Origin of the sequence: Desulfovibrio sp. 6_1_46AFAA (assembly GCF_000224635.1) — a bacterium.
GTDB lineage: Bacteria > Desulfobacterota > Desulfovibrionia > Desulfovibrionales > Desulfovibrionaceae > Desulfovibrio > Desulfovibrio fairfieldensis.
The window spans coordinates 442,487-457,364 of record NZ_JH114300.1 but is presented as its reverse complement, the minus strand read 5'-3'; the positions used below and the strand labels follow the sequence as shown (position 1 = coordinate 457,364).

Below are 14,878 nucleotides of genomic sequence, written 5' to 3'. Positions count from 1 at the left end.
AGCAAGGGATTTACCTGCGCCCCGCTTCGGGGTAGGAGGTCGCATTCCAATCTGCTGCAACTGCCAAGGGGGCCGACTGTGAAGGATTTTGACATCATTATCGTCGGCGCGGGACCGGCGGGCTCTTGTCTGGCCCGTCTCGCCGCCGGGCTGCCGGGTCTGCGCATCGCTCTGCTGGACGCCAGAGCTTTGGACAGCGCTTACACCGGAACCGGGCGAATCAAGAGCTGCGGCGGCCTCATGGCACCGGCTGCCCAAAAGGCCCTGGCCCGCATGGACATGGCCCTGCCGTCGCGCCTTCTGGTAACACCGCAGCTTTTCGCGGTACGCACTCTGGATCTGCCCAGCGGCCTGGAAAGAAACTACCAACGCTTTTATCTGAATCTGGATCGCGAAGCCTTTGACCGCTGGTTGTTTGCCTCTGTAGGCGACAGCGTGCGGAAATTTTCCTCTGTCATGGTAAAAAAGCTGCACCGGGAAAGGGACGGATACGGCGTGCTCTGCGAAGACGGCACGCACCTGTGTTGTCGCTTCATCGTGGGCGCTGACGGAGCCAATTCCGTGGTGCGGCGAAAGCTGTTTCCCCAGCTGCGCCCGACATGCTATATCTCCATTCAGGAGCGCTTTGCCCTTGAATCGCGCAAGCCCCATTTCGCGGCTTTTTTCGATCCGGAAATCACGGATTATTACGCCTGGGGCCTGCCCAAGGGACAGGAATATCTTCTCGGCGCGGCCATTCCGGCAACAACCGGCGCGGGGAAGACATTTCTGCGTTTCAAGGAAAAGATCAGGCCCTTCGGCTATGATCTGCGAGACCCGCTCAGCCGTGAAAGCACCCTGATTCTCCGACCTGACGGTCCGCCCGCCTCCGGCGTGCTGCCGGACGGCACGGCCTGCCTGCTCGGCGAGGCGGGCGGCTACATCAGCCCCAGCTCCGCCGAGGGCTTCAGTTACGCCTTTCGCACGGCCATGCTGTTATACCGCAGTCTGCGGCTGGCTGGGGAGGGCAGGTCATCCGACGCGTATTTCAAGAATGTCTGCCGCTGGCAGGACCATCTTTTGCGGCCGTTGCGCCTGGAACTCTGGGGGAAATGCCTTAAGCGGCAGGTGCTTTACCGCCCCTTTCTGCGCCGCCTGGTCATGCGCTCCGGGCTGAGGCATCTGCGCTGCCTAGAGTCCTGATCCGGAAAGGAGCGGTTCAGCAGGTGCTTACGATGGGAAGAGCGTCACAGGGTTGAAAGTGGAGGGCACAGCGAATCAGCTCCGGCTCGCTGATGCGGCCAATTCACCGCGCTCAGCTCCCGAGTAAGCTCGTCCGCAAGCTCTTCCCTGCCCGGCAGCACAGCCAGACCAAGCTGAACCCGCAGCAGCGCGGCTTCCGCCAACGGAGCAAAGACAAGGCCTTTCCGCTGGATGGCCGCAAAGGAAACCGGCAGCAGTCCCAGGCCCTCGCCGGAAGCAATGCGCGCCAGCAGAACATCATATTCCGCCGGTTCTTCCAGATAGGTGGGGGCAAAGCCCACATGCGCGAACACGCCCCGCATATGATCAAAAAAGGCCGGATTGCTCTCCCGGCGGAACCAGAACAAAGACTTGCCGCTCAACGCCCTGAGAGGCGGGCTGCCATGCCGGGCTTCGGGCCAGCTTTCGGGCAGAACCGCCTGCAGCGGTTCGGCATACGGCAAAGGCCGGAGGGCGAGGCCGGGGGCTTCCAAAGGCAGAGCCACCAGCGCCGCGTCCAGCCCGCCCCTGCGCACGGCCCGCGCCAGACGGGGCGAGGTTTCCCGCGTCACGCGCAGCCGTTCGCCGTACCGGCCGCGCAGATGCGCTTCCATGCCGGAAAAAACTCCCTGTTCAAAAGCGGTGGTCAGACCCAGAGCAATAATGTTTCCCACGGGCTGCGCCAGATCCGCCAACCGCGCGAAGGTTTTTTCCTGCAGGCGCAAAAGCGGCCGGATGATCTCCAGCACCCGCGCGCCGTCCTTTGTCAGGGTCAGCCCCTTGGTATGCCGGACAAAGAGCGTCAGCCCCAGGCGCTCTTCCAGCTTTTTGATCAAGCGGCTCAAGGGAGGCTGGGAGATCAGCAGCCGTTGCGCCGCCCGGTGCAGATTGCTTTCCTCGGCCGCGACGGCAAAACAGCGCAGTGCGTGCATGTCTGATGCATTGGGCGGAATATTTGTCATACCTGAAAGGTATCGCAAACAACGCACGATGAAAAGCCTGGACAGCCTCCTATAACGGGGAAAAAGGAGAAAGACATGCATTCCGAACGTTACGCGACCGGTCTGAACATTCTGCGTCAAGTGGACGGCAAGGGCGGCGAAGTCGTGCTGGAAAGCCTGCGGGATATCGCGCCCGACTTTGCCCGCTACCTCATTGAATTTCCGTTTGGAGACATCTACGCCCGTCCCGGACTCGATCTGAAGAGCAGGGAAATCGCGGTGGTCGCCGCCCTGACCGCCTTGGGCAACGCAAGTCCACAGCTCAAGGTGCATATCGCCGCCGCGCTGCATGTGGGCTGCACGCGGGAAGAGATTGTGGAAGTCATCATGCAGATGGCCGTATACGCCGGATTCCCGGCGGCTCTGAACGGCCTGTTCGCCGCCAGGGAGGTTTTTGCGGTTCACGCTGAGGCCTGAGCAAAGCAATCCGGACGGGTGAACGCTTCGCGGCGCTCACCCGCCGCCGGAAGCGTGTGCATCGCTCCCGTCCGGCGCGCCTGCGGGGCGCCTCTTGTCCGGCAGGCATGCGAGCCCGATCCCCAGCAGCACAAACAACAGACCAAACCAGTAGGCTCCGCTGATACTCTCATGCAGCACCGCCCACGAAAGCAACACGCCGGTGAGCGGAACCAGGCCGGTGAACGAAGCGGCAATTCCCGCCGGAACAACGGCAATACCTTTAAACCAGAACACATAGGACAGAAAGGACACGAAAATTCCGTAATAGCCGATGCAGAGAGCCGTGGAAAACGGCATGGCCGCAAAATCATATTCTCTGGCCTCATACACGGCGCAGGGCAGCAGGCAGAGGAAGGCGTACAGGGAAATCAGCGCGGTTCTGCGCAGCGCCGTCAGCTGCCCGCATTTTGCCCTGCTCATGACTGAAAAGCCGGATTCGCAGAGAACGGCGGCCAGAATCAGACAGTTCCCCAGAATGGCATCGGCCGCCTGTGAGGCGTCATTCAAAAAAGGATGGAGATTGACGGCCAGAATGCCGATGGACACGCTGATGGCCCCGATCACGCGCTTTCCGGATATTCTTTCGCGCAGCAGCACAAAGGCCAGAAGCGCGATGAGCGCCGGGGCCGCGCTGCTGATGAGCCCGCCCGCCGCCGCTGTGGTGTGGCGCAGCCCCCGGAAGATGAATGCACGGTACAGAACGATCCCGAACAGGGCCTGCAACAGAAGCGCAAGATGGGTTTTGCCGTCTGTTTTCCATGGACCGCGCCGCTGCCGGAAGGCCAAAGGCAGCAGGATCAGCAGGCTGACGAAGATGCCCAGCTCCGCGGCGAGAAAGACCGGCATCGACGCGACCATGCATTTTCCGGCCACTACGGCGCTTCCCGCAATGCTCATAGCCGTTGCGAGAAAAAGATACGCCTTTATTCGCTTGTTTTTCATTGTCCAGCCCGGATGTGATGCTAAAAAATCCGAGGGAAGGCTCCGGCATCCTTGCCAGAGCCGCCTTGCCTCTTTCCGGGAGCCACTGTAGTGTGGACAAAGTGGATAAAAAAGATCCACTTTCAAAGAACTTTGACCATACCACTTGAGGTGGTTGATTATGTGGCTGGAGCTGCAAACTGGCATCGGCGTGCCGTTGAGCAGGCAGGTTTACGAGCAGATAAAGGCCCTGATTCTGCGCGGCGATCTGAAAGCGGAAGAAAAACTGCCCTCCAGCCGCACCCTGGGCAAAGACCTGGGAATAGCGCGGCACACCGTACTTGAGGCATACGAGCAGTTGCTTGCCGAAGGCTATCTGGAAGCGCGCCACGGCTCCGGAACCCGCGTTGCCCACGGCATAGCCGCCGTCATGCTGAAGCCGGGAACCGCCGTCCCCCTCCCGGCGCAAAGACGGCCGCAAGCCCACGTTATTGAAACAGGCTGCATCAATTTCCGTTCAGGCATTCCGGCCCTGGAGAACTTTCCTCAAAAGGAGTGGGGCAGACTGTACCGGGGCATTTGTGAGAGTCTGCCCGGCCGCGCCTTTCGCTACAGCAGTCCCGGCGGCGTATGGGAGTTGCGTGAAGCCATTGCGGCCTATCTTTTCAGGGTGCGCGGCATCCGCGTGCCGCCGGAACGGGTGATGATCACTTCCGGCTCCACGCAGGGTTTACGGATTGTGGCCGGGCTCCTGCGCGGGGATGGCGACACGGTGCTGGTGGAAGATCCCGTCCACACGGGACTGCTGGAGGTCGTCGCCAGGGCCGGATACGCCGTGGAGGGGCTGCGGGCCGATGAGCGCGGCATGGATACTTCCGCCCTGGAGACATTCAGTCGGCAAAAAGCGGCACGCATCGCCTTTGCCTATGTGACGCCATCACACCAATATCCCTTGGGCGGTGTGCTGCCGGTGCAACGCCGCCAGGCCCTGATCAGTTTTGCCCAAGAGTTTGGATGCCGCATTGTGGAGGACGATTACGACAGCGAATTCCGCTATGAAGGCGCTCCCCTCAGTTCTTTGTATGAACTCGCTCCTGAGACAGTGGTCTATCTGGGTTCATTCAGCAAAATACTCGCACCGGCCATGCGCCTGGGCTTCGCCATCGTGCCGGAAACTCTGCAAGAGCCCTGGAGGCGGGAAAAGCTATACACGGACGTGCACACAGACGCCCTGTCGCAACATGCGCTGGCCGCTTTCATCAGCGGGGGCGGTCTGGAACGGCATATCTGGAAAATGCGAAAGCTGTATCAGCGCAAACGGGCGCGCCTGCTGCAAAGCCTGGCGCGGCACTTCGGCGATCGCTTCGAGGTCAGGGGACAGGCTGCGGGCCTGCATCTGGTGGCGGCTTTTCCGGGTGTTGTTTTTACAAAGGAGCTTCTGGCCCGGCTTCATCAGCGCGGCGTCTCGGTCGTGCCGGTTGAGGCATATTCCCTCTGCCGGGACGGCGCGCACGGGCACGAACTTATCCTGGGCTATGCGCACTTGAGCGAGGAAGAGCTGGACAGGGGCGTGGAGTTGCTCAAGGAGGGGCTTGCCGCCCGTTAGAGACGCGACCGCGTTTGCAATCCCTATTTCCGCAACAGCCTCAAAACCTCGCTGTTGTCTTCAACTGTTTCAAACGCTGCGCGCAGCTCGTCGGGCAGTCGGATCGGCCTGCCGCTTTTAAGGTCGATATAGACCCAGTTGGTTTCCGCCTCGGCAAGCAGCGTCTTGTCCGCGCCGCGCCAGAACAGATAGCGGCGCAGGCTCTGCCGTGGCGCGAATGCAGAAACCCAGGTGGCCGCCGTGATGACTTCGCCCAGAAACGCCGGGCGCTTGTAGGTAATGGTGTGCTGCCTGACCACCCAGCTCTGACCCACGGCCTCGTAGCGCTCCATGCTCCAGCCCACGGAAGTGGAGTGCTGTATTGCCAAATCCTGCATCCACTGCACATAGCACAGATTGCTCACACGCTTCTGAATGTCGATATCCTGAACTTCGACTATAATTTCTTGTGTAAATATGCGCATTACTTTCTCCCTGGTCCATAGGGGACGAAAACGAACGGCCGCTCTCGTATCCTTTCAGTATTTCATAAGATCCTCACTACTTCAACGGTCCTGTCACCTGCTTTCATCAGGGCATTTTTACAGGATCATTCCGTACCTCCTGATCCGGCAGAATCGCCGTTATAAATAGAAGGTTCCCGGTTGGATAGAGCAAAAAAGAAATACCGGGGAATACTATTTTTCTATAGCAATCTGTCTATGTTTTGCTATATTGAAACCACCAGACCCATCTGATGATATTATTCAAAGGAGGGTGTTTATGTTGATGGAAGCGGAATGCGAAACCTTGGTAGCTGCCTTCGACCGTGAAACTCGTCTTGCCCTGGCCCATTCAGCCTGCCTGATGCTGGCGCTGGACCGTGAGCTGTCCCCCAAAGACGCGGTAGCCGATGCATGCCAGGTTTTTTCCACCGTATTCCCAAAGAATGAGAAGGAATAATCAAGAAGGTCGGAGCGCTGGAGGATCGTCCTTATCTGCGCAAGCCCCCGGTTCCACCGGAACCGGGGGCTCTTCATTATTCGTTGGAATTTCTAGTCACGCGGTTCCGGAGGACGCATGTTCGGATGATCCGGCTTCTGGTACGACCGCTTTTCCGGTTGCGGTTTTATATCAAGATGAGACTTTTTGTCCGGGCGCGGCGTTGCTGGGCGGGCTTGTTCGGGGCCGGTTCATGCCGGGGCGGCTGCGACTTGTGCTTCGCCTCTTTCGGGAACAAGGGGCTCAGTCGGTGCGGAAAGCGCCATTCCGGACGCACCCACAAAGCCCAAAAAGGCCATTACAAAAATCGCTATGAATTTTTTCATGCTGGAATTCCTTTGAGCCAGGTAACACTCTGTAACCTTATGGGAATAATGAAAAAATGGATAACGCATTGTTTTTTTATATGAAAATTTGCAGGGCGCCAACTTACGGTGCCTTTTTTATTTTAACGGCGTGCAGCTTGACTTTTTCCAATCTTCCCGCATAGACTTTTCTTACTACTTCTAGGCAGCGGGTGTACGGCTAGTTTTTATCGTGCACACTGCCCGGCGTTTTATGCTGGGTTTTCTTTTGTGCGACTTGTCGCCATCAGCATACTATTGCCGGGTCGATAGCTCCTAATACAATACCTGCAAGGGGAATAAGAGCAGCGTTCCTAGAACGTAGTTGAGTCCCGGCATTTCTCATTTCTAATGCCGAAAACTAAATCTAGGAGTTTTTCATGTCTGAACCCATCTCCCTTTCTTCCCCATCCGGCCCAGGCAATCCCAGAGACGGCGACCAGTACCGGGAATATTACATCCCGATAAGAAGCGTTGAGGAAGAACAGGAATTATTGGAAGAATACGAAACGGATAGATTCGCCCACGCTTTGCGGGAAATCTACAATGAATTTTATTTGATGATAGAGCTAATGCGGGGCTATGCGGAAAACAATAACGATGAAGATTATACTTATTTTCTGCTTGCGCAAAACCTCCAAAAACCCTTGGACAGGCTGAGTCTTGCTTGTTCCACGATTGTGGATTGGGAATTAGTTTGTAGGAGGACTATCGGGGTAACCTCTTAGGCGGCTCCTAAATTTGTTAGAGAAAGGCCGCCTCTTTGCCGTGCAGGTTGAAGAGCACAAGGCCGTTGCCGTGGGGCTTGATGCCAAGGCCGAAAGCCCGCAAGCCCTCGTGCAACTCCTGCCAGTTCCGGGCCTCGTGCAACGCGGCGGCGGCTTCACGGGCTGAACGCTTGGCGTAGCTTTCAAACGATTCCTGCCCGGTCTGGGCCTCAATGGCGGCGGCTTTCTGGCTCAGAGCGTTTTCTCGGCGCTGTTCCCGGCCATTATCCACATGCAGTCCGTATTCGCGCTCCAGCTCCCGGCACAGTTTGTCCCGTGCGGCATAATCCCTGAACGGCTCATGCCGGGTGTGCCGTTCGGCGTGAATCATGTTGTACGCTATGTGCATGTGAATGTTGTTGGTATTCTTGTGGATTCCGCAATGGCGCTGATGCTCGGCAAAGCCAAGGGCGGCGGCAAAACGTGCCTCAATGGCCTTGAAAACTTCCGGCGTGAGCGCGGTCTCGTCCTCCGGGCGAAAAGATATAAGCAGATGATAGGTTTTTTCCTTGCCGCTGCGGGTGTTCTGGGCTTGCACGGCCTGGGCCTCCACAATGGCAAGTTCGTAATCGTCCTCGGCGGCGCACCCGGCGCACCAATGGGCAAGGCACTTTTCCCCATCGTGCCCGGCATCGGCAATGTAGCGAGCCAGGGCGCGGTAATCGTCGTGCCCGGAGTCATAGGCAACGTGCTTGCTTATCATCGTATTTTCAGGGCGGCGGCGCGGAGTTCACGCATTCCGGCGTCCACCTCCCGCAAGAGGCGCTGCAAGGTGAATTTGTCGCCGTCCGCCGCAATGGCCTGTTTGAGCAGGCCGCCCAACCTGCCAAGGTCGGCGCGGGCCTTGATGATCTCTTGCACAGCCTGCTTGTGTTCCAGCGTGGGCACGGGCAGGCCGGTGCAAACCAGCTTGGCGAAGGTGGAGAGGGATATGCCCGCTCTGGCGGCACTGGCTTCGATGCCGCGCAATTCTTCCTCGGTGAGGTAGACGGTCAGGCGTGGTTTTTTCGAGGGCATGCTGTCTCCCGGTTTTGGCGTTGAGCAAGCAGGGCGAATAAGCGCCCTTTTGCCCCCGGAGGGCAGGATGCAAGGTACATGTACCTTGTCTGTCCTGCCTCCAGAGGTCATTGCTATTTATTGCCAGATATTGCCGCAAAAAGAGACTTTTGACGCATCTTGCCCATGGTGGGCGTTATTTTCATATGTTTTCATATAATGGTCAGTCCGGTAATAAAATCTCAATTCGTAGCAATAAATGGCAATAACCGGTAATAAAAGCGTCAATCGTGGGCAATATGCTCATACTGTATCGAGTGCTCGCATTTCCGCTAAAACAGCTTTGAGGGGTCAACGGGATTGATGCCAAAGCTCCGTTGTGCGTCCGTTTTGGGCACGATGAATCCGGGCCGGTTCCCCGCCTGGGGCAAACCGCTCGGCAGGGGTTTCTTGCTCTTGGAATGCTTGCGCTTGCCGCCGCCGCGCACATAGTCGCAAAAGGCGGAATAGCTGCATGTCATCCGGCCTTGTTCCTTCATTGCTTCAAAGGCCATGCGGGCGCTGTAGCCCTTGGCAAGCATGGCCTCCACATCCTCACGGCAGGCGATGTATTCCACGCGGGCCGCTCCTGGGGTTCCGGGGGTGATTGTGGGCGTATTCATGGCTCTTTCCTCTCAATGGGTTGCGAAAATCCCATGCAGCGCAGGATGTTTCCCGCGCTCTGGGGGCTTTCGCTGTTTTCGGTTGTTTCTGTCGGGTCAAACTGCGGATTGTTTTGCAGAATGCGCTCCAGATAGGCGGGGGGATTGTCCGGCGCTCTGGCCGACACATGGCGGAAGATACGCGCACCCCGCCCGGATTCGGGGCTTATGCCGTGACGGCAGAGCACAGCCCCGAGCGCCGGGGTGAACTGTCTGTTCTTGTTTTTTTCTTTATCTATTCTGTTCTGTTGTATTCCCGAGTGGCTCTCGAGCGGCTCGGGAGCCACTCCCGAGTTTTTGCGTGTGCGGTCTGTCCATTCATCCTGTAATTCCAGAAGAATAGGCGCATTCAGGCACAGCTTGCCGTCGGCATATTCTGAAAAAACTATTTCGTGGCTTTTCAGAATTTCCAGCAAATCTTGCAGCTTTTTCACCGAAAGTCCGCAGGATTTTGACCATTCCTTGACGGAAATTCGCAATTCCGGCGCGTTTTTGCCGCTCCTCGCTTCGGCTATGCGCTCCAGAATCAGCCATGCCGCCCCATAGCCCGCCGGGCCGCACTGTTCCCGAACATCGGTCATGGCTGCCGAGCGACAGAAAGAGGCGGGATGCTTTATCCAGCGCATGTCTGTGGCCTAACGAGTCTGGGCGGGAGTGTCGTTTTGCCGACTGAGAGAATCCACCAGGGCGGCTATGTCTTCCGCCCGCCATACCGTAGTGCGCGCGGCAAGCTTGACCGGCTTAGGATAGCGTCCTGTATGGCAGCCTTCCCACCACGAACTTTTGCTGATGGGAAAAATGGCGAGTATTTGCGGGAGACGGAGAAAACCGTAAGCGGGGATAGAAGAATTGTTCTGGGACATAAAAAACCTCGTGCTGATAATGAACAAAAAAAGAACTTCCTAGACACCGTAAGTGAAAGAAGCTCAAAGGCTTGCTCAGTATGAAGCGCGAGGCTTGCTAAGTTGAAGCGCGAGGCTTTCAGGGGTTAATGTGTGTGAGAATTACAGCATGATAGTTATCTTTTGTCCATAGCCAATATTTCTGTACAATGAGTTTTGCTTCGTAGAGCAAGAATAGTGTTGTCCGAATACGTCCAATATAGTCCGTAGTGTATTGAAAAATTATTTTAAACGGGCATTGCCAGGGGCGGCGCGTTCCTTGCGAGCGACACCGTAAGGGAAATGTCGCGGCTGCAAGGAACGTGACGCCCCGGCGGGCCTGCTATTCCGGCAAGCACTCTTGACGATTGTGCTACTAGGTAGTATAGAAATAGGTAGGAAGGTTGCCCATGAAGCTTATCTTGAAAACGCGCACATTCTCCCGCTGGCTGCGCAAAACGCTTTTGACAGACGCCGCGTTGCTTAAAGCCATTGACGAGATGGAGCGGGGGCTTGTGGACGCGGACTTGGGCGGCAACGTCTACAAAAAGCGGGTGGCCCTGCCCGGACGAGGAAAAAGCGGGAGCGCCCGGACGCTCATTGCCACGCAATGGGAAAACCGGTGGATATTTTTGTTTGGCTTTGAAAAGAACGACAGGGAAAACATCACTCCAGCCGAACTTGCCTACTTACAGAACATCGCCCAAGACCTTCTCCAGTGCCCGGAAGAGAGCATTCTTTCCGGCATTGAGCGAAGGGAACTGGAGGAGATACGCCATGACTGAGCACAGTAGAATTATCGAAGAAATGCAGGAAACTGCCGAAGGTTTGTTTGCGGCGGGCCTCATCGACAAGCGGCGTATGCGTGAATATGAAGCCCTGTACCGGGCGTACAAGACGCCAAAATACGATGGGGCCAAAGTAAAAGAACTGCGTTCCCGCCTGAATGTCAGTCAGGCGGTGCTTGCCGTTATCATCAATACCAGCGCCGCTACTGTACGCGCATGGGAGGCCGGAACAAAGAACCCCGGCGGGCCTTCCTGCAAGCTGCTGGAAATTCTAGACAGAAAGGGCCTGGAAGCCCTGTTGTGATTTTATATATTATATGTGTGAGCACCGCCAAAACCTGTATACGGTTTTGGCGGTGTTGTTTTATTCTTCGGTATGGGCTGGAATGAGAAATCCCGAGAGTCCCCAAATAGCTTGACTTTCGGGACTCATCCGTCTGTTGTCGGATAGGCGGATGGGGTGGCGGCTATCGATTTGTATAGATAATATTCTGATATTTATATGGATATATTGAGATAGAAATACCAGTTACCTCTAAAATTACCCCTATAACACATTTCAAATGTAAAATTTAAATCTAGGGTCTGGCCTCTTGACGGTTGGATTGGAAACAAGAATTTCACCAACATTTTTAGAAAACAAAACCGTCACTGGCTCAGAATCCCCAAGTCTGCATGCATTATAGTTTAATTTTGTTAGGCCAAAAATATCTTTTCCAATTTGCTCAATATCGCACTCGCCATGCTGGAGGTCTATTTCTAAAGGAACTGGGACTTCCCATCCGTCATAAGTGCCTAAGCGCTCTTTATATCCAGAGGCCCATAGAAAACACTTTTTAGAACTTTTAACCAATAAAGTTCCTCTGGGTACAGGTAATTGGCCTGGACTGTATAGACGTATACCATTTTTAAAAGTTCTTCTAACGCGTATCCCGTAAATATTTACACCACTCGGACATGCGTCTTTGAACCCTTCAAACTCATGTTCATCGATGCTTGAATGACAATGCAGGAAAATTTCTTTTAGCGGATTTGACGAAAATAAATTATATGAAGATATGGCTCCAGAAAGTAAAGATTTTGCGGCTTCATAGCTTAAATGGAACTCTTTTTTTTCTTGAGAATACCATGGGCCAAAATCGCCTTTGAAAACAATTCCATCTCCATCTTCAAGAAACATTTGAGCTGCACAACACGCTGTAGATGAATTTGCTTTTCCTGTTAAATGATAGGCAATGCCAACATAGCACACGCCTTCTCTTGCGGTGGAAAGCTTCCATGGTTTTCCACCGGATTTGTAATACATTCCAACGCTTAAATTCCATGCTCTATCAGACAAAAATGTGAGCCCTGTAGTATCGAATTCACTCTCTTGTTCAATAATATCACTTTGTGTTGTATCGAGAGTAAGTGTGCGTTCACGGATAATCTGTATTGGAATTTTGTATTCCATGGCTCTAGCTTTTAGCTGTCTGCGAAAATCAACTGAGAAATTATAGTATTCTGTATTGTACTCTTCAAGAAGGCTAAGTTGCCCAGACTTTCTCGTTTTGATTTCTTTACTTGATAATTTAGGGCCAATTCCATCTTGGATGCGGGACTGTGTTCTACAGTTTTTAAAAATTATTTCCGGAACGATACAGATAATTATTTTTGGTTCTTCATCTCTAGCAGAAATTCTTTTAATACCATCCAAATATAAATCAACAATGCTTCCTACTCTATCATGTTGATCATAACGATTTGAAATTTTATCAACATGCTCATCATCTAATGTGTGAGTAAAAGTAGGATTTACCGGAAGTTTGCAATTGAAAGCAGCTTCAAAGCCTGGAAAAAACGGCCAAATTCTTTCGTCCTTTCCTTCATCAACATAGACTGGGGTTTGAATACGAGTAACAAAATTTGAAAAAATGCGCTGCCCCGAGGGCGTAGAGATTAATCCGTATGCAACACTAGTCGGATGGGCACTGTGGTCGGCATCAAAGGGGCCAAAATAAACCAGGCCATCGTGTGGTGAAGCCAGTTTTTGACCATATCGGAACTCAAGAGGAGGTTCGCGGAGGAGTTTTAAATACATATTTCATTATCCAGCACTTCTAGCTTTAAAGGGCTAGCTTCGATTGTTAGTGATTTGTTCCTAGAGGCATATAGCTGACATTCTTTATTATTATTGCCCACAAACAAAAATGAAGTGATAGCCATAAGCCTTTTAAGCCAAGCGTCATTGAACATCATCTTGCAAAGTTTTTTTCTCCTACTTAAAATTCTAGCTGGGTCAAGCGGATTGTCATTCATATCGGTTAGGACAAAATTTGGAGAAATACGTAAGTAAAGATCTCCACTGTCTCCAATTAATGAATATGAAAATGATAAATGATACTGAAATTGTTCAGTGTAAGAGAATCTTCGGATTCCAGAATGTTTTATCCAGTGTGTTGCATCATTTAGTGTAAAATATAGTATATTTTTTTCAGTTGATCCATATGGAAAATAAAATTCATTTTTAGTGTCACTTTTTCTAAGCATGCCTAATGATTGAGCATGTATAGCAATCGATTCTCTTATCAAGCTTTTCCTAATTTTATTAAAATCTGATGATGAATCAGAATTTGGAATATAAACGCCACGTTTATTAACAATGTTGAGTAAAGATTTTGGAATCTCATCATCAAAAGCCCAAAACTCAGTATCACTAATCTTCACAAAGGGATATTTCTTAGGAAATTTTTCGGGAATAAAAGGAGTTGATGTTTCGATACGCCAAAGGGAATTGGGAATATTTACAAATTTGAACATATTCGTCCAAGCATACTCAAAGCTATAATTTGTAGGATATCTAGAATCTACTTCATAAGCCAAAGGCATTAATTGGAGAGCAGATTTTGGAACATTAATTGATTCAAGTTTTCTTAAAAGTTTTGCAAGGCCGTCTGCCCACCCACTGGTGAATGATATATGTGACAGGTCACTTAAATCCCAACTTAATTCAGAAGTTTTAAAAAAATCGAGCATGACAGGTATCAAAAATGTATCATCTAATTCTTTTCCTATACTTGCAGCTAAAGTCCGTTCTCTTCTAGGCGCAGATTTATTAATTGAAGATTTTGATATTATCGCTACTAGACATTTAGAATCATTTTTGATTGCCTTGTCAATATCTTCAACAAATGATTCACCGCCCAAGAGTTTATCTTTGTCAATCCACGTGCTGTAGCCTAGAGTCCTAAGCTTGAGATCCAGCCAATACGCAAAGTTCTTGTCTTCGGTGGCATAGCTTATAAAAATCTTTTCTTTGTTCATGAAGGATTACTATTCTCCTTGGATTTTGTCTGGAATATTTACTTGAGTTTCCCATTGTTCATTTTCATATGAAGTTATTTCGATATATCTTTTAGCAAGTAGATTAACTTTGTTTTGTTTGTCACGGTAAATGCTCGTTTCTGTAAGGTACATTAATCTTTCTTTTTTCATTTTTTCTAGGATGCTACGATAAAGAATCCATTTTTCATTACTTTTATATATGTTTCTAAAACCTTCTAGTATGGCTATCAGCATTGAAATCAAAGCGATAACATATTTTGTATTGTCAAAGTTACAAACTATTAGGAATGGTATTGCTGTTGTAAAAATCAACAAGAGTATTTTGACAATAAGATCAGTCTTTTTATAAAATCTTGCTTTTTTCCCGTACCACGCAACTTGGCTATCAATATCAGCTAATAGTATCGATTCTGGAGAAGTTTCGTTGATTTCCATATACTTTCCTGTTTTGAATTTAGTATATTATAGCATGCAGGGCAAATGTGTAGCCAAGGCGTACAAGGTGTTCTTCCATATTTTTGCCAACGCCGGGAATGCGGCGAAGGTCTGTTTTCTCAACTTTGAGCATGGTGTTCCTCAGGGGATAACCCAAAAGAAGTATCGCTTCATACTTATGACATAGTGTAGCGTAAACAATAATACTCCACAATATGCTACGGGTTTCATTGGTTTAATCAAAGTTAACCTTTATAAAACGCTAACACTTTGGAGGGCTTGATGAAATTTATTTTTCTGAAATATGACAGCCCCTATTTTCGCCCGTGCGTATCTGGGCAGGCCGGAAATTTCCCCCTTCTGTGATTTGCATTCACTATATGCACAAACGCCGCCAAAACCGGCATACGGTTCTGGCGGGGTTGTTTTATCCTCATGCGGGGCAGGGCTACA

19 protein-coding genes are annotated in these 14,878 nt (G+C 51.8%); 7 read left to right on the top strand and 12 right to left on the bottom strand.

Annotated elements, in window-relative coordinates; genetic code table 11:
- Positions 1-78: 78 nt before the first annotated feature.
- Complete coding sequence (locus HMPREF1022_RS01835; RefSeq protein ID WP_009301624.1) at positions 79-1,182, top strand: FAD-binding protein; 1,104 nt, start codon at positions 79-81, stop codon at positions 1,180-1,182.
- A 44-nt stretch (positions 1,183-1,226) separates the two neighbouring features.
- Here the strand turns inward: HMPREF1022_RS01835 and HMPREF1022_RS01830 are convergent, their stop codons facing one another.
- Positions 1,227-2,153, bottom strand: coding sequence for a LysR family transcriptional regulator (locus tag HMPREF1022_RS01830; RefSeq protein ID WP_009301623.1), 927 nt, complete (start codon positions 2,151-2,153; stop codon positions 1,227-1,229).
- A gap of 105 nt (positions 2,154-2,258) precedes the next feature.
- Between HMPREF1022_RS01830 and HMPREF1022_RS01825 the strand changes: the two genes are divergently transcribed.
- Entirely contained in the window at positions 2,259-2,639 is a 381-nt protein-coding gene (locus HMPREF1022_RS01825) for a carboxymuconolactone decarboxylase family protein (protein WP_009301622.1), read from the top strand.
- A 36-nt stretch (positions 2,640-2,675) separates the two neighbouring features.
- Here HMPREF1022_RS01825 and HMPREF1022_RS01820 read toward each other — a convergent pair whose 3' ends face one another.
- Positions 2,676-3,623 (bottom strand): DMT family transporter, encoded by a 948-nt coding sequence (locus HMPREF1022_RS01820; RefSeq protein ID WP_008684041.1) that lies wholly within the window; start codon positions 3,621-3,623, stop codon positions 2,676-2,678.
- A gap of 160 nt (positions 3,624-3,783) precedes the next feature.
- Between HMPREF1022_RS01820 and pdxR the strand changes: the two genes are divergently transcribed.
- Entirely contained in the window at positions 3,784-5,208 is a 1,425-nt protein-coding gene (gene pdxR / locus HMPREF1022_RS01815) for a MocR-like pyridoxine biosynthesis transcription factor PdxR (protein WP_009301620.1), read from the top strand.
- A gap of 23 nt (positions 5,209-5,231) precedes the next feature.
- Here the strand turns inward: pdxR and HMPREF1022_RS01810 are convergent, their stop codons facing one another.
- A complete protein-coding gene (locus HMPREF1022_RS01810) occupies positions 5,232-5,672 on the bottom strand; it encodes an acyl-CoA thioesterase (RefSeq protein ID WP_009301619.1) in 441 nt (146 codons plus the stop codon).
- Positions 5,673-5,970: 298 nt separating this feature from the next.
- On the opposite strand from HMPREF1022_RS01810, the gene HMPREF1022_RS01805 reads away from it, so the two are divergent.
- Positions 5,971-6,150 (top strand): hypothetical protein, encoded by a 180-nt coding sequence (locus HMPREF1022_RS01805; RefSeq protein WP_009301618.1) that lies wholly within the window; start codon positions 5,971-5,973, stop codon positions 6,148-6,150.
- 230 nt (positions 6,151-6,380) lie between these two features.
- Here HMPREF1022_RS01805 and HMPREF1022_RS19050 read toward each other — a convergent pair whose 3' ends face one another.
- A complete protein-coding gene (locus HMPREF1022_RS19050) occupies positions 6,381-6,515 on the bottom strand; it encodes a hypothetical protein (RefSeq protein ID WP_269544134.1) in 135 nt (44 codons plus the stop codon).
- A 398-nt stretch (positions 6,516-6,913) separates the two neighbouring features.
- On the opposite strand from HMPREF1022_RS19050, the gene HMPREF1022_RS01800 reads away from it, so the two are divergent.
- Positions 6,914-7,261 (top strand): hypothetical protein, encoded by a 348-nt coding sequence (locus HMPREF1022_RS01800; protein WP_009301617.1) that lies wholly within the window; start codon positions 6,914-6,916, stop codon positions 7,259-7,261.
- A 16-nt stretch (positions 7,262-7,277) separates the two neighbouring features.
- Here HMPREF1022_RS01800 and traI read toward each other — a convergent pair whose 3' ends face one another.
- From traI to HMPREF1022_RS16915, 5 genes are all read right to left on the bottom strand, one after another.
- A complete protein-coding gene (gene traI / locus HMPREF1022_RS01795) occupies positions 7,278-8,003 on the bottom strand; it encodes a TraI/MobA(P) family conjugative relaxase (RefSeq protein ID WP_009301616.1) in 726 nt (241 codons plus the stop codon).
- Positions 8,000-8,317, bottom strand: coding sequence for a plasmid mobilization protein (locus tag HMPREF1022_RS01790; RefSeq protein ID WP_009301615.1), 318 nt, complete (start codon positions 8,315-8,317; stop codon positions 8,000-8,002). Before HMPREF1022_RS01790 ends, traI begins: the two co-directional genes overlap by 4 nt.
- A 311-nt stretch (positions 8,318-8,628) precedes the next feature.
- Positions 8,629-8,958 (bottom strand): TraK family protein, encoded by a 330-nt coding sequence (locus HMPREF1022_RS01785; RefSeq protein WP_009301614.1) that lies wholly within the window; start codon positions 8,956-8,958, stop codon positions 8,629-8,631.
- The gene (locus HMPREF1022_RS01780; RefSeq protein ID WP_232221527.1) at positions 8,955-9,578 is read right to left on the bottom strand and encodes a hypothetical protein; all 624 of its coding nucleotides are present in this window, start codon (positions 9,576-9,578) and stop codon (positions 8,955-8,957) included. Before HMPREF1022_RS01780 ends, HMPREF1022_RS01785 begins: the two co-directional genes overlap by 4 nt.
- Before the next feature lie 54 nt (positions 9,579-9,632).
- Complete coding sequence (locus HMPREF1022_RS16915; RefSeq protein ID WP_009301612.1) at positions 9,633-9,860, bottom strand: helix-turn-helix transcriptional regulator; 228 nt, start codon at positions 9,858-9,860, stop codon at positions 9,633-9,635.
- Between the two features lie 428 nt (positions 9,861-10,288).
- Between HMPREF1022_RS16915 and HMPREF1022_RS01775 the strand changes: the two genes are divergently transcribed.
- Both HMPREF1022_RS01775 and HMPREF1022_RS01770 read left to right on the top strand, forming a co-directional pair.
- Positions 10,289-10,663 carry a type II toxin-antitoxin system RelE/ParE family toxin gene (locus tag HMPREF1022_RS01775; RefSeq protein WP_009301611.1) on the top strand — a complete coding sequence of 125 codons (375 nt, stop codon included), beginning with the start codon at positions 10,289-10,291 and terminating at the stop codon, positions 10,661-10,663.
- Positions 10,656-10,970 carry a helix-turn-helix domain-containing protein gene (locus HMPREF1022_RS01770; protein ID WP_009301610.1) on the top strand — a complete coding sequence of 105 codons (315 nt, stop codon included), beginning with the start codon at positions 10,656-10,658 and terminating at the stop codon, positions 10,968-10,970. The genes HMPREF1022_RS01775 and HMPREF1022_RS01770 overlap by 8 nt, the downstream gene beginning before the upstream one ends.
- A 255-nt stretch (positions 10,971-11,225) precedes the next feature.
- On the opposite strand, the gene HMPREF1022_RS17890 is transcribed toward HMPREF1022_RS01770, so the two are convergent.
- From HMPREF1022_RS17890 to HMPREF1022_RS01765, 3 genes are read right to left on the bottom strand one after another with little or no spacing between them, the layout of a single operon-like run.
- Positions 11,226-12,746: a hypothetical protein gene (locus HMPREF1022_RS17890; RefSeq protein ID WP_009301609.1), complete on the bottom strand. Its 1,521-nt coding sequence runs from the start codon at positions 12,744-12,746 to the stop codon at positions 11,226-11,228.
- Positions 12,737-13,969 (bottom strand): toll/interleukin-1 receptor domain-containing protein, encoded by a 1,233-nt coding sequence (locus HMPREF1022_RS16910; protein ID WP_009301608.1) that lies wholly within the window; start codon positions 13,967-13,969, stop codon positions 12,737-12,739. The genes HMPREF1022_RS17890 and HMPREF1022_RS16910 overlap by 10 nt, the downstream gene beginning before the upstream one ends.
- A gap of 9 nt (positions 13,970-13,978) precedes the next feature.
- The gene (locus HMPREF1022_RS01765; RefSeq protein WP_035060233.1) at positions 13,979-14,425 is read right to left on the bottom strand and encodes a DUF4231 domain-containing protein; all 447 of its coding nucleotides are present in this window, start codon (positions 14,423-14,425) and stop codon (positions 13,979-13,981) included.
- Positions 14,426-14,878: the final 453 nt, after the last annotated feature.

What these genes read in the sequence shown, in the direction of transcription:
- HMPREF1022_RS19050 (WP_269544134.1), bottom strand. Translation starts at nt 6,515, where the DNA reads ATGAAAAAATTCATAGCGATTTTTGTAATGGCCTTTTTGGGCTTTGTG.
- HMPREF1022_RS01820 (WP_008684041.1), bottom strand. Translation starts at nt 3,623, where the DNA reads ATGAAAAACAAGCGAATAAAGGCGTATCTTTTTCTCGCAACGGCTATG.
- HMPREF1022_RS01775 (WP_009301611.1), top strand. Translation starts at nt 10,289, where the DNA reads ATGAAGCTTATCTTGAAAACGCGCACATTCTCCCGCTGGCTGCGCAAA.
- HMPREF1022_RS17890 (WP_009301609.1), bottom strand. Translation starts at nt 12,746, where the DNA reads ATGTATTTAAAACTCCTCCGCGAACCTCCTCTTGAGTTCCGATATGGT.
- traI (WP_009301616.1), bottom strand. Translation starts at nt 8,003, where the DNA reads ATGATAAGCAAGCACGTTGCCTATGACTCCGGGCACGACGATTACCGC.
- HMPREF1022_RS01770 (WP_009301610.1), top strand. Translation starts at nt 10,656, where the DNA reads ATGACTGAGCACAGTAGAATTATCGAAGAAATGCAGGAAACTGCCGAA.
- HMPREF1022_RS01810 (WP_009301619.1), bottom strand. Translation starts at nt 5,672, where the DNA reads ATGCGCATATTTACACAAGAAATTATAGTCGAAGTTCAGGATATCGAC.
- HMPREF1022_RS01790 (WP_009301615.1), bottom strand. Translation starts at nt 8,317, where the DNA reads ATGCCCTCGAAAAAACCACGCCTGACCGTCTACCTCACCGAGGAAGAA.
- pdxR (WP_009301620.1), top strand. Translation starts at nt 3,784, where the DNA reads ATGTGGCTGGAGCTGCAAACTGGCATCGGCGTGCCGTTGAGCAGGCAG.
- HMPREF1022_RS01805 (WP_009301618.1), top strand. Translation starts at nt 5,971, where the DNA reads ATGTTGATGGAAGCGGAATGCGAAACCTTGGTAGCTGCCTTCGACCGT.
- HMPREF1022_RS01780 (WP_232221527.1), bottom strand. Translation starts at nt 9,578, where the DNA reads ATGACCGATGTTCGGGAACAGTGCGGCCCGGCGGGCTATGGGGCGGCA.
- HMPREF1022_RS16910 (WP_009301608.1), bottom strand. Translation starts at nt 13,969, where the DNA reads ATGAACAAAGAAAAGATTTTTATAAGCTATGCCACCGAAGACAAGAAC.
- HMPREF1022_RS01830 (WP_009301623.1), bottom strand. Translation starts at nt 2,153, where the DNA reads ATGCACGCACTGCGCTGTTTTGCCGTCGCGGCCGAGGAAAGCAATCTG.
- HMPREF1022_RS01765 (WP_035060233.1), bottom strand. Translation starts at nt 14,425, where the DNA reads ATGGAAATCAACGAAACTTCTCCAGAATCGATACTATTAGCTGATATT.
- HMPREF1022_RS01800 (WP_009301617.1), top strand. Translation starts at nt 6,914, where the DNA reads ATGTCTGAACCCATCTCCCTTTCTTCCCCATCCGGCCCAGGCAATCCC.
- HMPREF1022_RS01825 (WP_009301622.1), top strand. Translation starts at nt 2,259, where the DNA reads ATGCATTCCGAACGTTACGCGACCGGTCTGAACATTCTGCGTCAAGTG.
- HMPREF1022_RS01785 (WP_009301614.1), bottom strand. Translation starts at nt 8,958, where the DNA reads ATGAATACGCCCACAATCACCCCCGGAACCCCAGGAGCGGCCCGCGTG.
- HMPREF1022_RS16915 (WP_009301612.1), bottom strand. Translation starts at nt 9,860, where the DNA reads ATGTCCCAGAACAATTCTTCTATCCCCGCTTACGGTTTTCTCCGTCTC.